We start from the raw sequence: 20592 nt of genomic DNA, 5'->3' as shown, positions 1-20592 counted from the left end.
CAGCCCTCAGCGGCCTTTCCCCAGCGAGTGACGCGGGGACGCGGCGACACGGCGATCCCCGCAGTCCCCCCATCTCCCCTTCTCCGCGCCGAGTCAAAGAGCACTGAAAATTGACGGCTGAGCGACGATTGCTCACCATCTGAGATCCTCGCCCGGAACCTCGAAGGCGTGCTCGATGTGCTGGATGGCCTCCGGCCTGTCCGTACCGCCCGTGCACAGGATCACGTCGAATCGGCAAGACTGGTTCCGGAGCCGGCGACGGGCCAGGTACTGGGACGCGAGCCGGATCAGGCGGGCCCGCTTGCGCCCGTCAACCGCGTACGGGGCCCCGCCGTAAGCGTCGGTCCGGCGCGCCTTCACCTCCACGAAGACCAGCACGTCCCCGAGCCGGGCGACCAGGTCCAGCTCGCCGGCCCGAGATCGGACATTCCGCTCCAGAATCCGGTACCCCTTCCTCCGCAGGTACCGTTCGGCCTCCGACTCGCCGGCCTCGCCGAATGTCCGGCGCGCGTCGCTCACTCGAAGACCGTCTCCCGAAGAGCGGTGTTCCCACGCTCCAGGACCGGCCGGAAGCTCAGCCGGTGAATCGCGCAAGGGCCGTGCTCGGCCAGCAGGCGCAGGTGCTCCGGGGTCGGATACCCCTTGTGCGCCAGGAAATTATACTGGGGGTAGCGCCGATGATAATCCGCCATCAGGCGATCCCGGCTGACCTTGGCCACGATGGAGGCGGCCGCGATGGAGACCGACAGGCCGTCACCCTTGATGATCGCCCGCTGGGGCAAGGGCACCGAGGGAAGAACCACCGCGTCTATGAGCAGAAAGTCCGGCGGAGAGGGGAGCGCCAGGATGGCGCGGCTCATGGCGAGCCGCGACGCCTCCAGGATGTTCAAGTCGTCGATCTCGCGCGCGGCCGCGAGCCCGACCCCCACGGCGACGGCTCGACGGCGGATTTCTCTATCGAGCCGCTCGCGTTCCGCTTCGACCACCTGCTTGGAGTCGTTCAATCCAGGCAGCCGGAAGCGGCGCGGCAGGATCACGGCGGCGGCGACGACCGGGCCGGCCAGCGGGCCGCGACCGGCCTCGTCGAGCCCGGCGACCCGACCGTACCCGCACAGCCTGGCTTCCCTCTCGAAGAAGTCGGTCGGCTCCACCTCGGCTCGCACGCCCCGTGGTCCGCGTTATCCACCGACCGTCACCCGCTCTTCGCAGCCGCGCGAACGAGGGACGACCACGACGAGTGACGGCGCTCCGTCAACCGGCCGGAACAGCCTCTGCCTGCGGAACCTCGGCTTCGGTCGGCTTGCCGGCGGCCTTCGCGCCGCCGACCTGGGCCTTGGCCTCCTGTGGCGCGAACTCCCGGTCCCCGACCTTGGCGAACTTTCCTTTTTTCGCCCTCAGATAATAGAGCTTCGCACGCCGGACCCGTCCCTGACGGACGACGTCAATGCGGGTCACGATCGGCGAGTGGATAGGAAAAATCCGCTCGACCCCCACGCCGTAGGAGATTTTACGAACCGTGAAGGTCTCGCTGTTGCGACCGCCCTTGCGGGCGATCACCGCCCCCTCGAACACCTGAATCCGCTCCTTCTCGCCCTCCACGACCTTGGCGTGCACGCGAACCGTATCCCCGATCTCGAACGGCGGGATGCTCTTTTTGGTCAACGATCGTTGGATGCGCTCCAACCGATTCATGGTCGTACCCCTCCTCCCCAGATGCGCGTCTCGTATCTCGTCTCTCGTGAATCGCCTGTAGATTTCATGAGATACGCTTCACGAACAACGCTTCACGCGTCTCTTCCTGCACAATCGCTTCCAACAGCCGCCGATCCTCCTCGCCGAGCACGCGATCCCGTAGCAGGTCGGGCCGCTTCCGCCAGGTGTTGCGCAGCGCTTCCTTGCGGCGCCAGCACCGGACGGCCTCGTGGTTGCCAGACAGCAGCACCTCGGGCACGGTCAGGCCCCGCACTTCGGCGGGACGGGTGTAGTGCGGACAGTCCAGCAGAGAGTCCGAGAAGGACTCCGCGACCGCCGACTCCGGATCGCCCAGCACGCCGGGGATCAGCCGGACCGCCGCGTCGATCATGACCAGCGCCGGCAGCTCCCCGCCGGTCAGCACGTAGTCGCCGATCGAGATCTCCTCCGGCTCGAGCCCGGTCCGCACCCGCTCGTCAATGCCCTCGTAGTGGCCGCAAAGAAGCACCACCCGGCGCCGCTCGTCCCGCAGGCCCTCGGCCAGCCGCTGGGTGAACGGCCGCCCCTGGGGGGATGGCAGGATCAGGCGCAGGGTTCCGTGCTCCAGCCGGAGCGCGTCCATGGCCCGGAAGACCGGCTCCGCCTTCAGGACCATGCCGGCCCCGCCGCCGTAAGGGGCGTCGTCGGCCACCTGGTGGCGATCCTGCGTGTAGTCCCGCAGGTTCCGGACGCGGACTTCCAGCAGGCCTTTCTCCTGAGCCCGCTTGAGCATGCTCTGGCCCAGGACCGGCAGGACCATGTCGGGAAACAGAGTGAGCACGTCACAGCGCAGCATGGATCCCCATCCGATCGTCCCACAGTTCTTCGAACCGCCGAACCTTCATCGTGTTGCCCGCCACGTCCACCGAAGCCACGATCTCGCGCGTGGCCGGGAGCAGGAGCTCACGGCCATTGCCCCGGACCACGAGCACGTGGTTGCTTCCCGTTTCCAGGATCTCTTCGAGCGTCCCGAGCACCCGCCCCTGTTCGTCCGCGACGGTCATGCCCAGCAGCTCGAACTCGTAGTATTGACCATCGGGGCGGGGTGGAGCCGCTTCGCGCGGAATCTTGACGAGCCCGCCGCGGAAGGCCGCCGCCTCCTCCGGCGTCGAGAATGCCTCAAACCCCACGACAAACGACCCGTGCTCCTCCCTCACGCGCGTGACCGCCGTCTCGACCGTCCGACCGGATTTGGCCACCAGGGTCACCCGCTGCAGCTCCTGGAACCGGCCGGGCACGTGGCTGAGCGAGCGGACCCGCACGTCGCCCTTCACCCCGAAGGGCTTGACGATCTGTCCGATCGCGATGAGCTCCGCCGTGTCAGCCATAAAAGCAGCCAACAGCCGTCAGCTATTGGCCTCCCGCTTTCCGCTCGTCCTCTAACTGCTTGAGCAGCCCGGAACGCTTCAGCACGGTCCGCACCGTCACGCTGGGCTGCGCGCCTTTCCTCAGCCAGTCCAGTACCCGCTCCGATTTCAACTGGGCCACCGGCGGATTCTTGACCGCGTCGTAGGTCCCCAACACTTCCAGATACCGTCCGTCCCTGGGCTTGCGGGAATCCGCCGCCACCAACCGGTAGAAGGGCAGCTTGTGCCGGCCCGCCCGCGCCAATCGCAAATGAACTGCCACGTCTCTTCCTCCTTAAGCTCGCAGCGAGCAACGAATAGCTATTCGCTGTTCGCTATTTTCTAGAACGACCGCAACGCCTGGGCCAGTTGCCGCCGCCCACCGGTCGCGGTCAACGCCTTCATCATCTTCTTGGCGGTCAGGAACTGCTTGATCAGCCGGTTGACGTCCTGCACGTTCGTCCCGCTGCCCCGGGCGATGCGCTTCTTGCGGCTCCCGTTGATGATCGTGTGATCGCGCCGCTCGCGCTGGGTCATCGAATTGATGATGGCCACAACGCGCTTGATCTCCCGCTCCGGCACGCCCCCGCCAGCCAATTCCCTGAGCTTCTGCCCGCCCGGCAGCATGCCGACGAGCTCCTCCAACGAGCCCATCTTGTTCACCTGGGCGATCTGCTCCCGGAAGTCTTCCAGCGTCAGGCTGCTGGCCGCGAGCTTCTTCTGGAACGTCGCCGCCCGCTCCTGCGAATAGGCCTCCTGGGCCTTCTCGATGAGCGACAGGACGTCGCCCATGCCGAGGATGCGCGAGGCCAGGCGGTCCGGATGGAACGGCTCCAGCGCGTCCAGCTTCTCCCCCATCCCCAGGAACTTGATCGGCTTGCCCGTCACCGCCCGGATGGAGAGGACCGCGCCGCCCCTCGCGTCCCCTTCCACCTTGGTGAGGATCACGCCGGTCAGGCCGACGCGCCGGTCGAACCGCTCGGCCATCGTCACGGCGTCCTGGCCGGTCATGGCGTCGGCGACCAGAAGGACTTCCTGGGGGTGCACGGTCCGCTTGACCGCCGCCAATTCCTCCATCAACTCATCGTCAACGTGGAGCCGCCCGCCCGTGTCCAGGATCACCACGTCGTAGCCTTGATCCCGCCCGCGCTCGGCTCCCTCGGCGCAAGTCCGCACGACATCCGCCTGGGTCGCGTCAGTCCGATCGGCGCGACACACCGGCACGTCGAGCGCGGCCCCCAGGCTGGCCAGCTGATCGCCGGCCGCCGGTCGGCGCGGATCAGCCGCAACCAGCAGGACCCGCCTTCCCTGTTGCTTGAAGAGCCGCGCAAGCTTGCCGCAGGTGGTCGTCTTGCCCGCTCCCTGCAGCCCCACCATCATGACCACGGTGGGCGGAACGGATGACAGGTGCAGCCCGGAAGACTCACGGCCCATCAGTTCGCGGAGCTCCTCCCAGACGACTTTGACGACCTGATGGCCGGGGGTCAGGCTCTTGAGCACCTCCTGGCCGACCGCCTTCTCGCGCACCCGGTCGATGAAGCTCTTGACGATCTTGAAGTTGACATCCGCCTCCAGCAGGGCCAGACGGACCTCCTTCAGCGCCTCCGCGATGTTCTGCTCGGTCAGGACCCCGTGACCGCGGAGGCTCTTGAGGATCTTGTCGAACTTCTGGCTGAGCGCCTCAAGCATACGTAACCGCTCGGAAAACTGGGCTAATTGTCACAGGAATCCGGCGAGAAGAGCACCGCGCAGTTTAACGGAGGGGGGCCGAAAAGTCAACCGCGCCAAGGCCGAGGCAAGCGGATGCACGGGACCCGGTTTTTCATTGCCGGAAAGGAGAATCTATGCCACAGTACCCGCGCAATCACGGCGACGGGACCGGCTATGGAACTCGACCCCGCACAGGATCAGCCCCCCGAGAAGCGAGAGCACTTCCGCATCAGCGTGGTGCTCCCCCTGCACTACCGATTGACGGGAGAGCCGGCTGGTGAGCCGAGTCCCGCCGAGGTGAACATCAGCGGCGGGGGCATCGGTTTCGTGACCACGCGGCAATTCAACCCCGACGACTCGCTGGATCTCAGGCTTGTCCTGCCCGACACCCAGTCCATTCACGCGACCGCGAAGGTCGTCCGCATCGCGCCGATTACGCGCGACAAGTCCTCCCATCTGGTCGGGGCCAGGTTCACCGCCATCGGCGATGAAGATCGGGAACGGCTCATCAGCTTCATCTTCCGCCTCCAAGCCGAGCGCCGTCGCAGCCATTTCGACGTCTAACCGCCATCGCCCCGACGCGGCGGGAGCGACACCGTCGCACGGCTTTTCTTGACTTGGCAGGAGGCTTTCGATAAGGTACCTCGCAATTTACCCTACGGTCTCTCAGCCGGGAGTTGCGCTGATGAAAAAATCCCCCTGGGTCCTGCTCCTCTTCATCGTGCTGGGCGGGCTGCTCGGCGGGGTCCTGGGAGAAACCCTCCGGGTGATGGCCCCGTCTGGCGCCATCCAGAACCTGTTCTCGACGGCCATCACGCCGGGTATCAATCCGCCGCTGACCATCGACCTCGTCCTGCTCAAACTCACCGTCGGATTCACGGTGAAAATGAACATCCTCACCTTTCTCGGCATCTTCCTGGGCATCTACCTCTATAAACAGGCCTGACGCAGTCTCGTCGTTCGTCGCTCGTGAAGCGTCGTTCGTAAGACCCCGTCTTTCTTCACGCTTCATCGGGATGCTTCCAGTTCCTTGAGCCGGAGCGAGCGGATCCGATCCCGCAGCTCGGCCGCCCGTTCGAACTCCAGGTTCCTTGCCGCGAGCTTCATCTCCTCCTCGAGCGTCTGGATCACCTTGTCCGTCGCCCCGCTCTCGTAGGCGGCTTCCGGCTCGGCCGCCCGCTCCAGGTTCAGATAATCCATCTCGGCCATCTTGTACTCCAGCTCTGGAATCCCCTTCTTCACGCTGGCCGGCGTGATGCCGTGGGCCCTGTTGTAATCGGCCTGAATGCGCCGCCGCCGCGCCGTCTCGTCAATGGCCAGCCGCATGGAGTCGGTGACCGTGTCGCCGTAGAGGATCACCCGGCCCCGGCTGTTGCGCGCCGCGCGCCCCGCCGTCTGGATCAGCGACCGGTGGGAGCGCAGGTAGCCTTCCTTGTCCGCGTCCAGGATCGCCACGAGGCAGACCTCCGGAAGATCCAGCCCTTCTCGCAGGAGGTTGATCCCCACCAGCACGTCGAAGACGCCGCGCCGCAGGTCCCGCACGATCTCGGCCCGCTCCAGCGTCTTGATGTCGGAATGGAGGTAACGGACCTTCACACCCAGGTCGTGGAAGTACTCGGTCAGGTCCTCCGCCATCCGCTTGGTCAAGGTCGTCACGAGCACCCGGCTCCCTCGCGCCGCCTCCGCCCGGGCCTCCGCGAGCAGGTCGTCCACCTGCCCCCTTGCCGGCCGGACCTCGATCTCCGGGTCCATCAGCCCGGTGGGCCGGATGATCTGCTCGACGACCGCCGAGCCGGCGTGCTCCAGCTCATAGGAGCCCGGCGTCGCCGAGACGTAGACCACCTGGTTGATCGTGCGCTCGAACTCCGCGAAGGTCAGCGGCCGGTTGTCGAAGGCCGACGGCAGGCGGAACCCGTACTCCACCAGGCTCTTCTTGCGCGAATGGTCGCCCTCGTACATCCCCTGCACCTGGGGGATCGTCGCGTGGGACTCGTCCACAATCAGCAGAAAATCCTTGGGGAAATAGTCGAGCAGCGTGGGCGGCGGTTCGCCCGGCGCCCGGCCGCTGAGGTGGCGGGAGTAGTTCTCGATCCCGTGGCAATAGCCCATCGCCCGGATCATTTCGAGGTCGAACTTGGTCCGCTGCTCGATCCGCTGCGCCTCCAGGAGCTTGCCCTGCTGCTTGAAGAAGGCGATGCGCTCGTCCAGCTCTCCTTCGATCCCGTTCAGCGCCCGTTCGTACCGGTCCGGGGCGATCAGGTAGTGGGTGTTCGGATAGATCGGCACCTTGGGAAGCCGGGCCAGGGACTTGCCTGTGAGCGGATCAATCTCGTGGATCGCGTCCACCACGTCCCCGAACAGCTCGATCCGCACCGAGTTGGCGTCGGAGGAGGCCGGAAAGATCTCGACCACGTCCCCGCGGGCCCGGAACGTGCCCCGGTGGAAGTCCGTGTCGTTCCGAGCGTACTGGATCTCCACCAGCTTGGCCAGGATCTGCTCGCGCCGGATTTCCATCCCTTCTTCCAGATAGAGCAGCATGTCGTGGTAGACCTCCGGGGAGCCCAGGCCGTAGATGCAGGAAACCGAGGACACGATCACGACGTCGTTCCGCTCCAGCAGCGACCGGGTGGCGGAGTGGCGCATCTGGTCGATCGCGTCGTTGATCGAAGCGTCCTTGGCGATGTAGGTGTCGGTCTGGGGGATGTAGGCTTCCGGCTGGTAGTAGTCGTAGTAGCTGACGAAGTATTCGACCGCGTTGTGCGGGAAGAAGGCCCTGAACTCCTGGTAGAGCTGGCCCGCCAGGGTCTTGTTGTGGACCAGCACGAGCGTCGGCTTCTGCGCCCGCTCGATCAGGTTGGCCATCGTGAAGGTCTTGCCGGAGCCGGTGACGCCCAGCAGGACCTGGTGCTGTTTGCCGGCCTGCACCCCGGACGTCAGCTTCTCGATGGCCTGGCCCTGATCCCCGCAGGGCGCAAACGGAGCTTCCAGCTTGAACCGATTCGTCGCCGGCATGGCGTCTCTCAGGCGGCATCTTACCACACCGGTTCTCCCGGCACCGCCGCGCCGCCCCCTCTCCGGGCTTGATTCCGGGACGGTCATGGAAACCGCCCGGATGCCAGCCTCCTATAGGTCCCAACCGCGAGAGCCGCCAAGCCGACCGGAATCCAGATCCACATCAGCTCGCTGGCCAGCACTTGCGCGCCGTGGGGCGTGAAGAACCCGGCCAACCCGATCGGCGAGACCTCCACCGGCCGCCAGGGCAGAAAGTACCGGCTGTTGTCGAAGGGCGAGAAGAAGGCCACCCCGAGCCCGCCGTTGGTCATGGCGTCCAGGAAGCCGTGCGACGCCGTGACGAGAAAGAAGTGCGCGATCAGCCTCCACCAGGATTGCGAGCCCAAGGCCGCCTCCGGGAATTGCATCCGGACGACGGCCAGGCTCACAACCAGGGCGAAGCAGAGGGAATGGGTCAAGCCGCGATGGCCCAGCAGATCCCCATATTCGATGCCGAGGGCGAAACCGAGGACGTCCACGTCCGGCAATACCGAGCAGATGACCGACAGCCACCAGAAGCGGGCCGGCACGGCCCTCCACCCAATGGACTTGCCAATGGCCTTGCCGATCGCCAGCGCGACGACCGCATGGGAAATTTCCGACGCCATCGTGATTCGTTCCCGTCTAAGCTAGAATAGCGTCGAACCCGGCCCAAGGCCGGGAAAGCCGGGCCGGAAGGAGGGAGGAGTGACGGACGAAGATTATATGAGGCTCGCGATCCGGACCGCCCTGGAGGGGATCACAAAGGGGCAGACGCCCTTTGGCGCCTGCCTCGTCAAGGACGGCCGGGTCGTCTGCCTCGCCCACAACGGCGTGTGGGAACGGACCGACATCACGGCCCACGCGGAAGTGCTGGCGATCCGGGAGGCCTGCGCGAAGCTCAAGACCGTGGACCTGACCGGCTGCGCGATCTACTCGACCTGCGAGCCCTGTCCCATGTGTTTCAGCGCCTGCCACTGGGCCCGCATCGCGAGGATCGTGTACGGCGCCGGGATCGAGGACGCCCGGCGGAGCGGGTTCAACGAGCTGGCCATCGCGAGCGAGCAGATGCGGCAACTGGGTGCGAGTCAGATCGAGATCAGAGGGGGCCTGCTCCGGGAGGAGAGCCTGGCGCTCTTCACCGCCTGGGCCGAGCGGGCCGACCGGCGGGCCTATTGAGGCTTCTTCCCGTGGGCTTCGTCCAGACCCTCCCGCAGCAGCCTCGCCCACTGGTCGAAGGCCCGCTTGGCATGGCCCCATTTCGTAAACCCCTGGACGAAATCACCCGGATGGAGGGGGAACCCGATCCGGCGATCCACCAGGGCCGCCAGCCGCTCCCCTGATCGGGAGTCCACGAATTCCACCTCGATCGCGGCTCCCCCCATGTCCAATGGCACGAAGAGGGCCGCCGTCGTGGCCAGGTTCACCAGCGGGCTGGCCGGGATCACGTCGGTCAGGGCAGCCCGCACCAGCAGCACGTCGGGGCCCGGCTCCTGCACCACCGGGTAAGCATCCTGCACCGCCTCTCTTGCGGCGTTCACGGCATAGTCGGTCAGCTTCTTCAGCTCGGCCGGATCAATCTGGCGGTTCCTGGCATCGGGCGCATAGGAGACCGTGACCGGATCGAACTGGAGCTTCTTGTACACCTTCCAGTCTACGTTCGGCTTTTCCGCGTAGAGAATGGAGGGGTCTTCGGGCAGCGGCTCCATGCCCGAGTAGTCCCCGAGGAAGCCGGATGGAGTCACCCTGTCGGACCGGCACCCGCCGGCGAGCAGCCCGACCACGGTCACGATGACCACGGTCGCGCCTGCCCGTCGCAGGCAGAGCCGATCGGCGTCGAGAAGCACGACGTTCGCCCTCTCAATAGGCCGCCGGAGGCGAGAGGGGCTTTTGCGAGTAGAGCCGGATCACGTGGAAGTTGTCGAACCCGATCGCCGCGTCTCCCCTCGTAGCCAGTCCGATCCGCCCCCCGTACCGTTCTTGATCCCAAGTGGAAAAGACGATCTTCCCGTCAAAGGAGATTTCCATCAGGTCCTTGCTCAGGATCGTCTCGTGGAGCACCCGCAACGGATGCCAGGCGCCGGGCCGAAGCTTGACCGGCTCGTGCGCGAGCACCGTGGCCTGTCCGTCCACCACCCGGATGACCTCCAGGCTTTGGGCCGCCAAGTCCACCAGAGCGGCGTGGAAGTTGCGCTCGTCCTTCACCCGGAAGACCGCCCCGCCGGTCGCCCCGGTCGTTGCCGGCGTGCCGGAAACGACACGGAGGCGGACGGTCAGATCAACGTAGTCGTAGGTCACCCCCTCAGCCAGGAGGAGTTGGTAGCAGCCGCCCGGACAGAGGACCGTCTGGCTGAGCCGGTTCGGCGCCGAGGGAGCCAGGGGATCGGCCTCCACGGTCCAACCTCCCGCTTGGCCGGCCCCGACCGTCAAGGCTATGAATCCGGCCGGCGGGCCGCCAGGCTTGTCCTTGTCGAAATTCCACAGGTGCCGCAGGTCCAACTCGGCCTGGGCCTTCTCGTTATAAGCCCGCGCCCCCTTCTCCTCTCCGGCGAGCGCGTGGCGGCTCCCCACGATCAACCCGATCGCCGCCAGCAGGAACACGGCCGGAGTGGAAAAACGCGGCAAACGAACCCGGTTACGCACCGAACATTCCTTCACGATCCCTCTCCCCTTTCGCAGCTTCCCTGGCGGTCTCTCCCAGGCCGGGCCCGAATCTTACCACAAGCCCTACGGACACAGCGGGGCGGTTCTAGCAGGATGTTGAAAAAGTCCGCCAGCTTTGTTCTCGCGGCGCTCAGAGGCTCAACGTACCGAAAAGAGTACGCCTCGCCTCCTCGCTGGCTGCGGCCTCGCTGGACGGCCTTTTTGAACATCCTGTGGTTTCCTCTGATTGCGTCTGCGACCTCGCGCCGCGCTGTGTGCCGAGGTAGCAAAACGGTTTTTCAACAGCCTGCTAGAGGCCAGCCGGCGCATGGACTGCCCCTCCGCCTGCGGCGCGGCCGCCGCGGTCCGCAACCGGGCAACCTGGTCCGCGCCGCCGAGCACGACCGGCGTCATCCCCGGCACGAGCACCGTGTCCGCCTGGGGCCCATAATAAACTGCTTCACCCCGGCGCCTGGGCCGCCATGACCAGCACGTCCGAATGGCCTTGCGGGGATGCCGAGCGGGGGCAGAAGGACGCGAACGATCGGACGGTCATCGGCGGATCGGCGAGGCATCTTCCCCTCAGTCCGACGAACCCCGCGAGTGTAGCGCGGAGAAAGGGGGAAAATCCACTCGTCCGAGTTACCGAGGACCTTGTCGTCATTGGCCGATTATCCTTGTCAAATGGCTTCGATTGGAATAAAAGAGACTACGCATGCTGACGCGCCTACATTCCCTGTTGACGACGCGGTGCCCGATTTGTCAATGTCGTGACGGGGTACGAGTCGAGCGGCGCTCCGGCGACCGCTTCTACTCGATGTTTTTCATCTACCCCTTCGAGTGCCGCTCCTGCAACTACCGCTTCCGGGCCTTCTGGTTTCACCGGAGCTAACACGTTGCTCGCGATCTTCGATACACGGCCTCTGGCCAGACATCCATCCGCTTTCCGTCTAGGGTCGCCTCCTGCGTCTCGCGGAGGACTTGCATGGTGATCCGGCTGGCCCTGACTCTCGCGCTGCTCTGCACCATCTGGTTGAGTCCCGCCCATACGAGGACGCTGGTTCTTGATGGAGCGCTGTCGTCCAATTTTCACGTGAAGGACACGGCGGTCATAGGGATGCCGAGCGGGCAGGGCGGGATTGACCAGTTCTCCTACAACCTGGTCCCGCCGCCCAACGTGACGACGAAGACGTCCAAACAGGTGGTCTCGAATTACCGGTACCAGGCCAGGCCCAAGCCGTCCTCCGTGCAGGAACAGACCGATCCCTACGGCAACCGCATCCTCAAGCTGACCTGGCAGGCACCGGCCGGCGAGGTCCAAGTCGTCAGCGAATACGACATCAAGGCCTCGGTGGAGTTCGCGCCGGTGTTCATGGCGGCCCCCTATCCCCTCGCACCTTCCTCGATTCCCTCCGACGTCGCCCCGTATCTCAAACCTTCGGCCCAGGTCCAGTCGGACGATCAGGAGATCAAAACCCTGGCGGCCGATTTGGCGAAGGGAGCGGCGACGGAGCATGAGGCGGTCGCCAAGATTCTCCATTGGGTGGTGGACCACCTCCACTACCAACTGGACCCGTCCGGCTATGACGCGATCTACACGAAACGGGAGGGCAAGGGAAACTGCCAGAACTACACCCACCTGGCCGCCGCCCTCCTGCGCGCTGCGGGCATCCCCGCCAGGATGGTAAGGGGCCGGACGTTGGAGAAGCCCTGGGAGGTGGACGAGGACAATGGCCGCCGTCGCTGGACCAGCCGCTGGGCGGCCGGCCGTCATGCCTGGCTGGAGATATATTATCCGGACCAAGGCTGGCTGATGTACGACAGCCAGGCCTATCACCTGTTCGTCTCCACCCGGTTTATCCGGATGGAAGTCGGTCCGGACAACAAGGCGGTCCACACGGATGGGCTCATGTCCTGGCGCAGCCGTGGCAACGTCGAGCCCAAGATTCTGGACATGCGCGTAGAGGCGGACTTCTCCCAAGACCAGGACGTGGTCAAGGCCCAGCGGGTGGAAAACGTGCCCCAGAAGCTGCTCTACGCGGCCGCCTTGCAGTCGGCCGCTCGGCCGGTGCCCGCGCCTCCCGTGCCGGCGCCGCCGGCCGTGGCACCGCCTCCGCTCCCCCCGGTTCCGAAGGCCCCGCTCAAACTGGAAGACTTCGACTTCCCGGTGGTCTTCGGGAATCTGGAGTTCCCGCACGAACTCCGGCTGTTCGAGCCGGTGAAGGCGGAAGGCGGAGGCCAGTTTTCCCTCGAAGGGAACTACATGGTGGAAACGGCGGAGTACATCACCGGCGACATGGTCTATGCCCAGGCCCTGGAGCCGGACCGGCCGGTGCTGCTGAAGGATTTCTCGCTCGCCCTGCACCGGTTCGGCGGCGAGACCGGCGAGTTGTGGGTCGAGGTCTATGAGGACGGCGGCGACGGGCCCAGCAAGCTGGTGGCGAAGAGCCGGCCGGTCAGGACCGCCCAGATTCGCACCCCGCCCAACCGCTATGAATGGGTCGCCTTTTCCTTCGAAGGGATGAAGACCGTCCTGCAGGACCGCCGCTACTGGATCGTGCCGAAGTATTCGGGCGACCCGATCGTGAACTGGTTCTTCCTCTATGGCAAGGTGGTCACGCCGGAGGACAGCACGAGGGCCAGACTCGCCTCTCTCACCGGCCCGGTGTGGAACCAGATCCTGAACATCGAGTTCAACTTCAGGCTCAGGGGGCTGATCTCGCTGAAGGATTGAAGACCGGCCTACTTGTTGTGTGGTGAGCGCTGAGACAGTTGAATGATCTCCATCTGACACCGATCCCGCTCTGCCCGGATTTTTTTCATCCGCTTCCAGCGATCCCAGGTCCACCAGCGCAGCTTCTCGCCGAAGGTGACGACGGGCGGCTCCGCGCTACCCTGGGGGGCATGCTGGAAGTCGTAGCCCTTGGCCTGGTCACGGCGCTCGAAGAATCTCTTATAGACACCGGGATAGAGGCCGTCGTCACTCATCGTAACTCAGATAGCAGATCACGAGCCGTCGCGCAAGTATGGCCGGCACCCATCCACCTTGGCACCTGATCGGCGGCATGATACCCTGCCGCCTCGACGAAGTACGACAAACAGAAGGACCATGAGACGAGCCCTGCTCATTTTCTGTGGAACCGCCCTCGTCCTTTTTTCGGCCCTCGGATCGGGCAGCCAGGCGGGAGAGCCGGACGGCCTGGCTCGCGCGCTGGACGAGGTGTCCGGCGCACGGATGCTGGCGGACGTGCAGCGGCTGAGCAGCCCCGAATTCAACGGACGCCAGACCGGGACGACCGACGACCTTCGGTCGGGGATCTTCGTGGCGGAGCGGTTCCAGGCGCTGGGACTGCAGCTTGCCCAGCTCATGTCCGCCCGGCCCGCCGCCCAGGGATGGGCCATGGCCGAGCCGGTCACGGTGATGCAGATCGCCGAGCCCCCTCTCCTCCAGCTCTTCGTGGGACCCGAGCGCGTCACGGCCAGACCGGTGGCGGACTACCTCCCGATCTTCGACTCCCCATCGGTCAGCGTCACGGCCCCCGTCGTATTCCTCGGGTACGGCATTTCCGACCCGGCCAGGGGGTTCGACGAGTACGAGGGGCAGGACGTGCGCAACCGGATCGTGCTGTTCCTCCGGGGAAAGCCGGACTGGTATCCCGCCCCGGTCTCCAACGCGGACAAGGAGCGCACAGCCAGGGAGAAAGGCGCCGTCGCCTTCCTGCTGGTCACCGGGCCGATCATGAACGCGTACGAAGCCCGACGCGGCATGAGCACCGCGCCGATGGGCTCCTACACCGGCCTGGACGGCGAGCGCCCACTGCCCGGAGCGTGGCTGACTCCCGCCCTGGCCGAGCGGTTCTTCTCCGGACGGACCAGTCCGTTGCGCAACCGACAGGAGCAATTGAACCGCTCGCGCGTGCCCCAATCTGGGCCGACCGGCGTCCTGGCCCGTCTGGCGTGGGACGCCTCCCCGGTCCAGGGCATCCTCTACAACTTCCTGGCCCTCAAGCCCGGCCAGGACCCCGTGTGCTCGCAAGACACCATCATCGTCGGCGCGCACCGGGATCATTTTGGCCGGCAGGGAGGCGTGCTGTTCCCCGGAGCGGACGACAACGCCTCGGGAACTTCCGTGTTGCTCGAGGTGGCACGGGCCTTTCGCGATCTGAAGCCGAAACGTTCGGTCCTGTTCGTGTCGTTCAGCGGGGAGGAGCAGGGGCTGCTCGGATCACGACTCTACGTCGCCCGGCCGGCCCGGCCCCTCGCCGGCACCATCGCCATGATCAACGTGGACCATGCGGGCATCGGCAACGGCCGGCTGACGGTGGGAGTGACGGGCCTGGCCAAGGAGACGGCGACACAGGCCGGCCAGATGGCCGGCCTTTCGGACCGGCTGGACCTCTTCGGATTCTTTCCTGGAGGCGACCACGTCCCGTTCAAGGAGGCAGGCGTTCCGACCGTGACCGTCGTGAGCGGCGGTCCGCACCCTCACTTTCATCAGCCGAGCGACACGGCTGAGACGGTCAAGCCGGAGATTCTGCAGACGGCGGCGCGCTACGTCCTGGCCCTCGCCTGGCTCTTGGCAAACGCCGACTGACGAACCTCGAAGGCTGGGCTCCTCCCTTCATCCTTCAGCGTTCATACTTCCGCGTTGGAATCGTTACGGGATGTCTTCCAAGATTCCGGATTGGATCGGGGAGAGCGGGGGAAGTTCCCTGGGAGGGGGAGGGAAGACGGTCGCAAACCTGGACAGGGACGTCGTTCCCGTCGTCGAGGAAAAGAATCCCTGGTTGGCTCCACTAATCAAGCCGACGGACAACTGCGGACCCATGGTCATCATCGCCCCGCTCCAAGCCGGCCCGTTGGGGATCCGGAAATTGAACGTTTCGACGCTGGGCCCGGGGGTGTACATGTAACCCTGGGTCCCTTGACTGTCTGTATAGAGACTGCCTGGCCCGGGGAGGTCGAACATCTGCGCCACTCCCCCGTTCAGGCCACGCACGCCTGAGACAGACTGGGCCCAAGCCGGCATCGCAGCAGCCATGAGCAGGAGAGCCGCAACGGCGAACAGGACCGGTTTCTTCATGGCTTTTTGCTCCCGATCAGAAACCCCCGACGCCTGTACCGACGTCCTATTTCCCTTGTGCCGGAAAACGTTTATAGTATGCTCCCATTCCTGGATCATAGCAAGGGGGATTCCCATGCCAGCCTTCACCCAGCACGTCCACAGAATGCTGTTGACCTCGGCTGCCGCGCTGCTCTGGCTCACCCTCCCGTCCGCCGGTGCGTGGAGCGCCACGCCATCGGAGCCGGCAGTGACCCGCGAGGCCATCTCCATCAACGACGCGGTGCTGCGGGCGCTGCAATACAACCTGGACATCACGATCAGCCGACAGACCAAGGAGAGCCGGCTCACCGACATCATCTTCGAGCAGGCCAAGTTCGATCCGACCTTGAGCCTCAACGGCCAGTATAACCGGCAGGTGGCCCCCTTGAACCGCCCGGTTTTCGGCTTGACCGGCGCGGACCTGACGAAGCTGCAGAGCTTCGACCAGAACCAGGCCAGCATGACCGTGGACCTCACACAGAACCTGCTGACCGGCGCCAACTACGACCTGAACTTCAATCCCTCGCGTACGTTCGTGGCCGGGCCGACCCAGTTCCTGTTCAACCCCGGCTACCAGTCCGGCCTGGCCTTCACGCTGACGCAGCCGCTGCTGCGCAACTTCGGCACGGACATCAACAAGACCTTCATCCACATCGCGCAAAACAACGCCAAGGTCGAAGAGAACGTCTTCCTGGACCGGGTGCTGACGGTGATCTCCACGGTCGAGCAGAACTTCTGGGAGCTGGTCTTCGTGAACGAGAACCTCAAGGTGGCCCAAGCCGCCCTGAAGGCCGCCGAGGAGCTGCTGGCCAGCAACCGGGCCAAGGCCAAGGCCGGCGTCATGGCGATCGTGGACGTGTTGCAGGCCGAGGCCGCCGTCGCCTCGCGCATCGAGCAGGTTCTGATCGCCGAGAAAGCCATCCACGACCAGGAGGACCAACTGCGGCGGCTGCTGAACCCGTCCGACGAGGAACTGCGCAAGGACCTGCACCTGGTGCCCATTGACCAGCCGGTCAGGACGCTGGAGCCGATCAGCCTGGAAGAGGCCCTCGACATCGCACTCGAGCGGCGGCCCGAAGTCCTGCAGGCCAGCAAGAACATCGAGACCAGCGACCTCAACGTGAAGTTCGCCAAGAACCAGCTTTTGCCCAACCTCTCCTTCCAGGGGACCAGCGGCCTGGCCGGGCTCGGAAAAGAAACGGCCGACATGCTGGGGCGGAACTTCGGCGGCGACTTCTACAACTACGGGGCGGGGCTGGTCTTCAGCTACCCGCTGGGGAATCGTTCCGCCTGGAGCCAGTACAACAAGCGCCAGCTCGAAGCGCGCAACGCCAAGGCTTCCCTGACCAGCGTCCGGCAGCAGGTGGTCGTGAGCGTCCGGGAGGCCGTGCGCCGCGTCCAGACCGACTTCAAACGGATCGAGACGACGAGGTCCGCCCGGATCATGGCGGAGAAACAACTCCAGGCCGAGCAGGAGCGGTTGAACGTCGGGCTCAGCACGACCCGGTTCGTGCTGGACTTCCAGCGCGACCTTGCCACCGCCAGGGGGAACGAACTGCGGGCCGTCGTGGACTATAACAAGTCCCTGTCTAATCTCGCGCGCACGAAAGCGACCACTCTCGACCGCTACAGCATCGTGCTGCAATAGGGCTGAGGCGCGAGGCGATGGCCGGTCCGTCTTCCCTGCCGGTCGAGTCGGAGCGGGAGCGATGGGCCGGCCTCGCGTTGTTTCCGATCCTGGCTACCCTCCTCTACTACCTCCTGCCCGGCCACCTGCAACAGCGGCCGGCCGCCCAGTTCATACCCCAGATCCTGGCCTACGCCGGACTGGCCGCCTGGGCCATCAGGAACACCGACGTCGTCGCTCGCCTCGGGCTGGCCCCTTCCCGATTCCCCGAAGGGATGCGCTGGGGGCTGGCCACCGGACTGGTGCTGGGCCCGATCAACGTGTCGGTCATCCTCTGGCTCGTTCCTGCACTCGGGGGCGACATCCAGTTCCTCCGCGAGACCCCGCACGCCCGCATGCCGACGGCGGTCATGCTGCCCTGGCTCATCGTCGCGATCGCGGCCTTGGTCGAAGTGAACTTCCGCGGCTTCCTGCTGGGACGGCTCACGGCCCTCTTCCGGTCGGCATTCCCGGGGAGGGTCGGGCCGGTCCTGGCGGTCGCCGGCTCCGCCCTGGCCTTCTCCTTCGATCCCTTCATGGTCGCCACCTTCACGCATCTGCACTGGATCGCCGTCTGGGACGGGCTGGTCTGGGGGGTGATCCGGCTGCGCCTTGGCAACCTGTGGGCCACGATCGCGGCCCACGCGGTGGAGGTCACCGTCATGTATGCGACCCTCAAAGTGGTCCTCTCGTAGGAATTGGCGATTGATCCTTGACGATTGAACCGTTGCCCCGCCCGATGGAACCATGCTTCAATGAGTCAATGGACAACTCGCCAATTCCGCCATGACCCCGTCCTTTTCCAGCTACCTGGTCAACGATCCCTTCGGCGACCCAGGCCTGTACGTGGAGATCAAGTGGGCCAGGCGCGCCCTGTTGTTCGACCTGGGCGACAACGGCCCCCTGGGCCCCACTAGACTGCTGCGGGCGGGAGATGTTTTCGTCTCCCACATGCACATGGACCACTTCATCGGGTTCGACCGGATCCTGCGAGTCGCCCTGGGCCGGGGCAAGACGTTGAGACTCTATGGTCCGCCCGGCCTGATCGCCAACGTCACCGGCAAGCTGGGGGGCTACACCTGGAACCTGGTGGACGGCTATCCGCTCACCCTGGAGGTCCGGGAATTCCATCCCGGCGAGACGCGCCTGACCGTCTTCCGGGCCAGCGACGGGTTCAAGCCCAGCGATCCCGTTGTCGAATCCCGACAGCAGGCCGGCGCCGACATCCCCTTCGCCGTGCTCGAAGACCCGATGTTCACCGTCCGGGCCGCCCCGCTGAACCACCGAATCCATTCCTTCGGCTACGCCTTGCAGGAGCAGTTCCACATCAACGTCAACAAGGAGCGGCTCCACGCAGCCGGCCTGCCGGTCGGCTCCTGGCTGAAGGAGGTGAAGCAGCACCTGTGGCAGGGCAAGCCGGACCGCTTTCGCTTCACGGCGACCCTCTATTTCGAGCACCGGCGGGAGGAGCGGGAGTTCGTCCTGGGCGAGATTCGCGAGCAGTTTGTGACGATCACCAGGGGGCAGAAGCTGGCCTATGTGGTTGACGTGCGCTATGACGAACAGAACGAGGCCAAGATCGTAGAGCTGGCTCGGGACGCGGACGTCTTCTATTGCGAAGCCCCCTACCTGGAGCGGGACGCGGACAAGGCCAGGGAGCGGTACCATTTGACTGCGCGGCAGGCCGGCTTGTTGGCGAGAAAGGCGGGGGCCCGCCACCTGGTCGTCTTCCACTTCTCACCCCGCTACACGGGGCAGGGTAAAGCGATCGTCCGGGAGGCCATGGAGGCCTTCGCGGGAACCGATGGTTGAGGGCGACCTTCGAAGCGGAGAGTGTATGAGCGAACTGATGAAATCCGGAGACCCCCTGCCGGGCCTCGCGCAATGGGCGATGTACTTCGTGATCGGCGGAGCCCTGGTGAGCGTCTCCACATACCTGGGAGCCCAGGGCAAGGGATTCCTCGCGGCCTTCGTGAGCACCTTCCCGGCCATCACCGGCGTCACGTTCGTGCTGATCTATCTGAACGGCGGCACCGCCCACACCCTCACCTACGCCAAGCACCTCCTCTGGCTGGCGCCAGCCTGGATCGTTTACGTCGGCTTCATCATCTTCATGTTGAACCGGCTGGGCTTTTGGTTAACCATGGCCTGCGCCCTGACCCTCTACATCGGGCTCGTGGCCGCTATCAGGTTGGCCATGCGCTAGGCTTCGCTCGCGCACGGGCCGATTCCGGTCGAAGTCCAGATTTGGTTGCCCGCTCCGGGCCGTGGGGGTCCATCCACTGAAAAGGTTAATCCAAGCGATCGCCAGCCCCCCGAGAATCAGGACCAAACTGGCCAGTCTGACGACGGATGCAGCCTGATCGCGTAACTCCTTGCCCACCTCGGCCACCGTGTCCAGGAGACGTTCTACCGCCAGGGTCACTTGCACCAACTTGGCCCCTGCGTCGGCCGCCGCATGTGCCTCCGCCCTGGCCCTTGCCTCCGCCGCCTTTTCGGGCGTCGGAGCGGTCCAGATACTGTTCATCAACGCGATGGTGACGTCAGCCGACGTGAAGTACTCCTCAAGCCGATCCCGCACGAGCCGCACATCCTCGGCTTCGCTGCGGCCGCTTTTCGACACGTGCGTGCCGGCCTGGGCAAACCGATCCACCGATCGGCGAATCCTGGCCCTCAATTCAGGCAACGCGGCCGTGATTCGATAGTAGTCAGACTTGGTGGGTGCCTCGATGGCCCGCAGGATCGTGTTCCGGTAGCGGATCACCTCGGTCAGCGCGTGCGTCAGGTCCGCGGCGGCCAGCGTATATTCCGTGTAGAGAATCCGGAGGTCCTGGTCCATCTGCCTCAGGACTTGGGCCCCAAAGAAGCCCAAACCGACGATCAAAACACTGACCACGATCTGTCTCGCGCTCGGCCGTCTGCGGCGATCCCGAAGATCCATGCGCGCCTCTGTATCCCGTTTCCAGTTCAGGAAAAGCCTTCGCCAAAACAAAGGGCAGGGAAAACCCTTTCAGGTCCCCTGCCCCCTGCGTCTCACGCGAAGCGGTATCAGGCAGCGCGATTACCGCCCCTCCTTTCGCGTGGATCGTGGCTTTACCGCCAGTTCACGAGCCCGACGCGCCAAAATGACGTGTGCACTGGTAGAGATACGCCAGTGGGTTGGGGGGAGGGGCGGAGCCCCTCCCCCCTTCTCCCCTCGGCTCAGAGCCAATTGACCCGCTCCGCAGGGCGGATATAGATCGGCTCCTCCACCTGCTGCCGCACGACCTCCTTGCCCGACTTGTTGAACCCCAGCACGGTGTCGTTGTACATCTCGAACCGCTTCCCGTGGATCTGGGTCTCGAACACCTTCGGGCCCGGAA

24 protein-coding genes are annotated in these 20592 nt (G+C 65.2%); 11 read left to right on the top strand and 13 right to left on the bottom strand.

Features of this window, described 5'->3' with window-relative positions; all coding sequences use genetic code 11:
* Positions 1-132: 132 nt before the first annotated feature.
* The 7 genes from AB1411_10405 to ffh all read right to left on the bottom strand — a co-directional run bounded on the left by AB1411_10405 (position 133) and on the right by ffh (position 4766).
* Entirely contained in the window at positions 133-519 is a 387-nt protein-coding gene (locus AB1411_10405; protein MEW6544008.1) for a YraN family protein, read from the bottom strand.
* On the bottom strand, positions 516-1151 hold the full coding sequence (locus tag AB1411_10400; GenBank protein MEW6544007.1) for a ribonuclease HII: 636 nt from the start codon (positions 1149-1151) through the stop codon (positions 516-518). The genes AB1411_10405 and AB1411_10400 overlap by 4 nt, the downstream gene beginning before the upstream one ends.
* Before the next feature lie 100 nt (positions 1152-1251).
* Complete coding sequence (gene rplS, locus AB1411_10395; protein MEW6544006.1) at positions 1252-1692, bottom strand: 50S ribosomal protein L19; 441 nt, start codon at positions 1690-1692, stop codon at positions 1252-1254.
* Positions 1693-1756: 64 nt separating this feature from the next.
* Positions 1757-2527: a tRNA (guanosine(37)-N1)-methyltransferase TrmD gene (gene trmD / locus AB1411_10390; GenBank protein MEW6544005.1), complete on the bottom strand. Its 771-nt coding sequence runs from the start codon at positions 2525-2527 to the stop codon at positions 1757-1759.
* Positions 2514-3059, bottom strand: coding sequence for a ribosome maturation factor RimM (rimM, locus tag AB1411_10385; protein ID MEW6544004.1), 546 nt, complete (start codon positions 3057-3059; stop codon positions 2514-2516). Before rimM ends, trmD begins: the two co-directional genes overlap by 14 nt.
* Before the next feature lie 22 nt (positions 3060-3081).
* Positions 3082-3360: a 30S ribosomal protein S16 gene (rpsP, locus tag AB1411_10380; GenBank protein ID MEW6544003.1), complete on the bottom strand. Its 279-nt coding sequence runs from the start codon at positions 3358-3360 to the stop codon at positions 3082-3084.
* Positions 3361-3419: 59 nt separating this feature from the next.
* Positions 3420-4766, bottom strand: a complete 1347-nt coding sequence (ffh, locus tag AB1411_10375) for a signal recognition particle protein (GenBank protein MEW6544002.1) — start codon at positions 4764-4766, stop codon at positions 3420-3422.
* Between the two features lie 195 nt (positions 4767-4961).
* Between ffh and AB1411_10370 the strand changes: the two genes are divergently transcribed.
* Both AB1411_10370 and AB1411_10365 read left to right on the top strand, forming a co-directional pair.
* The gene (locus AB1411_10370; GenBank protein MEW6544001.1) at positions 4962-5351 is read left to right on the top strand and encodes a PilZ domain-containing protein; all 390 of its coding nucleotides are present in this window, start codon (positions 4962-4964) and stop codon (positions 5349-5351) included.
* A gap of 121 nt (positions 5352-5472) precedes the next feature.
* Entirely contained in the window at positions 5473-5733 is a 261-nt protein-coding gene (locus AB1411_10365) for a DUF4321 domain-containing protein (protein MEW6544000.1), read from the top strand.
* Between the two features lie 62 nt (positions 5734-5795).
* On the opposite strand, the gene uvrB is transcribed toward AB1411_10365, so the two are convergent.
* Positions 5796-7799: an excinuclease ABC subunit UvrB gene (uvrB, locus tag AB1411_10360; GenBank protein MEW6543999.1), complete on the bottom strand. Its 2004-nt coding sequence runs from the start codon at positions 7797-7799 to the stop codon at positions 5796-5798.
* An 83-nt stretch (positions 7800-7882) separates the two neighbouring features.
* The gene (locus AB1411_10355; GenBank protein ID MEW6543998.1) at positions 7883-8446 is read right to left on the bottom strand and encodes a metal-dependent hydrolase; all 564 of its coding nucleotides are present in this window, start codon (positions 8444-8446) and stop codon (positions 7883-7885) included.
* A gap of 79 nt (positions 8447-8525) precedes the next feature.
* Here AB1411_10355 and AB1411_10350 point away from each other — a divergent pair, with 79 nt between their 5' ends.
* On the top strand, positions 8526-8996 hold the full coding sequence (locus AB1411_10350) for a nucleoside deaminase (GenBank protein MEW6543997.1): 471 nt from the start codon (positions 8526-8528) through the stop codon (positions 8994-8996).
* On the opposite strand, the gene AB1411_10345 is transcribed toward AB1411_10350, so the two are convergent.
* Together AB1411_10345 and AB1411_10340 are read right to left on the bottom strand one after the other, a co-directional pair.
* Positions 8990-9664 carry a DUF3313 domain-containing protein gene (locus tag AB1411_10345; GenBank protein MEW6543996.1) on the bottom strand — a complete coding sequence of 225 codons (675 nt, stop codon included), beginning with the start codon at positions 9662-9664 and terminating at the stop codon, positions 8990-8992. The genes AB1411_10350 and AB1411_10345 overlap by 7 nt on opposite strands.
* Positions 9665-9677: 13 nt before the next feature.
* On the bottom strand, positions 9678-10460 hold the full coding sequence (locus AB1411_10340) for a hypothetical protein (protein MEW6543995.1): 783 nt from the start codon (positions 10458-10460) through the stop codon (positions 9678-9680).
* Positions 10461-11175: 715 nt separating this feature from the next.
* Here AB1411_10340 and AB1411_10335 point away from each other — a divergent pair.
* Positions 11176-11352 (top strand): hypothetical protein, encoded by a 177-nt coding sequence (locus AB1411_10335; protein MEW6543994.1) that lies wholly within the window; start codon positions 11176-11178, stop codon positions 11350-11352.
* A gap of 93 nt (positions 11353-11445) precedes the next feature.
* Positions 11446-13194, top strand: coding sequence for a transglutaminase family protein (locus AB1411_10330; protein ID MEW6543993.1), 1749 nt, complete (start codon positions 11446-11448; stop codon positions 13192-13194).
* Between the two features lie 8 nt (positions 13195-13202).
* On the opposite strand, the gene AB1411_10325 is transcribed toward AB1411_10330, so the two are convergent.
* Positions 13203-13448, bottom strand: coding sequence for a hypothetical protein (locus AB1411_10325; protein MEW6543992.1), 246 nt, complete (start codon positions 13446-13448; stop codon positions 13203-13205).
* A gap of 121 nt (positions 13449-13569) precedes the next feature.
* Between AB1411_10325 and AB1411_10320 the strand changes: the two genes are divergently transcribed.
* The 6 genes from AB1411_10320 (at position 13570) to AB1411_10295 (ending at position 19436) form a co-directional block, all read left to right on the top strand.
* Positions 13570-15054, top strand: coding sequence for a M28 family peptidase (locus tag AB1411_10320; protein MEW6543991.1), 1485 nt, complete (start codon positions 13570-13572; stop codon positions 15052-15054).
* Between the two features lie 70 nt (positions 15055-15124).
* Entirely contained in the window at positions 15125-15373 is a 249-nt protein-coding gene (locus tag AB1411_10315; GenBank protein ID MEW6543990.1) for a hypothetical protein, read from the top strand.
* Positions 15374-15688: 315 nt separating this feature from the next.
* Positions 15689-17212: a TolC family protein gene (locus AB1411_10310; GenBank protein ID MEW6543989.1), complete on the top strand. Its 1524-nt coding sequence runs from the start codon at positions 15689-15691 to the stop codon at positions 17210-17212.
* Positions 17213-17229: 17 nt separating this feature from the next.
* Complete coding sequence (locus AB1411_10305) at positions 17230-17925, top strand: CPBP family intramembrane glutamic endopeptidase (GenBank protein MEW6543988.1); 696 nt, start codon at positions 17230-17232, stop codon at positions 17923-17925.
* 91 nt (positions 17926-18016) lie between these two features.
* Positions 18017-19042 (top strand): ribonuclease Z, encoded by a 1026-nt coding sequence (locus AB1411_10300; protein MEW6543987.1) that lies wholly within the window; start codon positions 18017-18019, stop codon positions 19040-19042.
* A 25-nt stretch (positions 19043-19067) separates the two neighbouring features.
* Positions 19068-19436: a DUF3147 domain-containing protein gene (locus AB1411_10295; protein MEW6543986.1), complete on the top strand. Its 369-nt coding sequence runs from the start codon at positions 19068-19070 to the stop codon at positions 19434-19436.
* Here AB1411_10295 and AB1411_10290 read toward each other — a convergent pair.
* Positions 19368-20126 (bottom strand): hypothetical protein, encoded by a 759-nt coding sequence (locus tag AB1411_10290; GenBank protein MEW6543985.1) that lies wholly within the window; start codon positions 20124-20126, stop codon positions 19368-19370. The genes AB1411_10295 and AB1411_10290 overlap by 69 nt on opposite strands.
* Positions 20127-20592 lie beyond the last annotated feature (466 nt).

This window comes from Nitrospirota bacterium (genome assembly GCA_040757595.1).
Lineage (GTDB): Bacteria > Nitrospirota > Nitrospiria > Nitrospirales > Nitrospiraceae > JBFLWP01.
The sequence above is the reverse complement of the archived record's forward strand: the minus strand, read 5'-3'. Positions and strand labels throughout refer to the sequence as shown.

Coding starts and splice junctions, on each gene's coding strand:
- rplS (MEW6544006.1), bottom strand. CDS start 1,692: ATGAATCGGTTGGAGCGCATCCAACGATCGTTGACCAAAAAGAGCATC.
- trmD (MEW6544005.1), bottom strand. CDS start 2,527: ATGCTGCGCTGTGACGTGCTCACTCTGTTTCCCGACATGGTCCTGCCG.
- rimM (MEW6544004.1), bottom strand. CDS start 3,059: ATGGCTGACACGGCGGAGCTCATCGCGATCGGACAGATCGTCAAGCCC.
- ffh (MEW6544002.1), bottom strand. CDS start 4,766: ATGCTTGAGGCGCTCAGCCAGAAGTTCGACAAGATCCTCAAGAGCCTC.
- AB1411_10370 (MEW6544001.1), top strand. CDS start 4,962: ATGGAACTCGACCCCGCACAGGATCAGCCCCCCGAGAAGCGAGAGCAC.
- AB1411_10365 (MEW6544000.1), top strand. CDS start 5,473: ATGAAAAAATCCCCCTGGGTCCTGCTCCTCTTCATCGTGCTGGGCGGG.
- uvrB (MEW6543999.1), bottom strand. CDS start 7,799: ATGCCGGCGACGAATCGGTTCAAGCTGGAAGCTCCGTTTGCGCCCTGC.
- AB1411_10355 (MEW6543998.1), bottom strand. CDS start 8,446: ATGGCGTCGGAAATTTCCCATGCGGTCGTCGCGCTGGCGATCGGCAAG.
- AB1411_10335 (MEW6543994.1), top strand. CDS start 11,176: ATGCTGACGCGCCTACATTCCCTGTTGACGACGCGGTGCCCGATTTGT.
- AB1411_10330 (MEW6543993.1), top strand. CDS start 11,446: ATGGTGATCCGGCTGGCCCTGACTCTCGCGCTGCTCTGCACCATCTGG.
- AB1411_10325 (MEW6543992.1), bottom strand. CDS start 13,448: ATGAGTGACGACGGCCTCTATCCCGGTGTCTATAAGAGATTCTTCGAG.
- AB1411_10320 (MEW6543991.1), top strand. CDS start 13,570: ATGAGACGAGCCCTGCTCATTTTCTGTGGAACCGCCCTCGTCCTTTTT.
- AB1411_10315 (MEW6543990.1), top strand. CDS start 15,125: ATGTCTTCCAAGATTCCGGATTGGATCGGGGAGAGCGGGGGAAGTTCC.
- AB1411_10310 (MEW6543989.1), top strand. CDS start 15,689: ATGCTGTTGACCTCGGCTGCCGCGCTGCTCTGGCTCACCCTCCCGTCC.
- AB1411_10305 (MEW6543988.1), top strand. CDS start 17,230: ATGGCCGGTCCGTCTTCCCTGCCGGTCGAGTCGGAGCGGGAGCGATGG.
- AB1411_10300 (MEW6543987.1), top strand. CDS start 18,017: ATGACCCCGTCCTTTTCCAGCTACCTGGTCAACGATCCCTTCGGCGAC.
- AB1411_10295 (MEW6543986.1), top strand. CDS start 19,068: ATGAGCGAACTGATGAAATCCGGAGACCCCCTGCCGGGCCTCGCGCAA.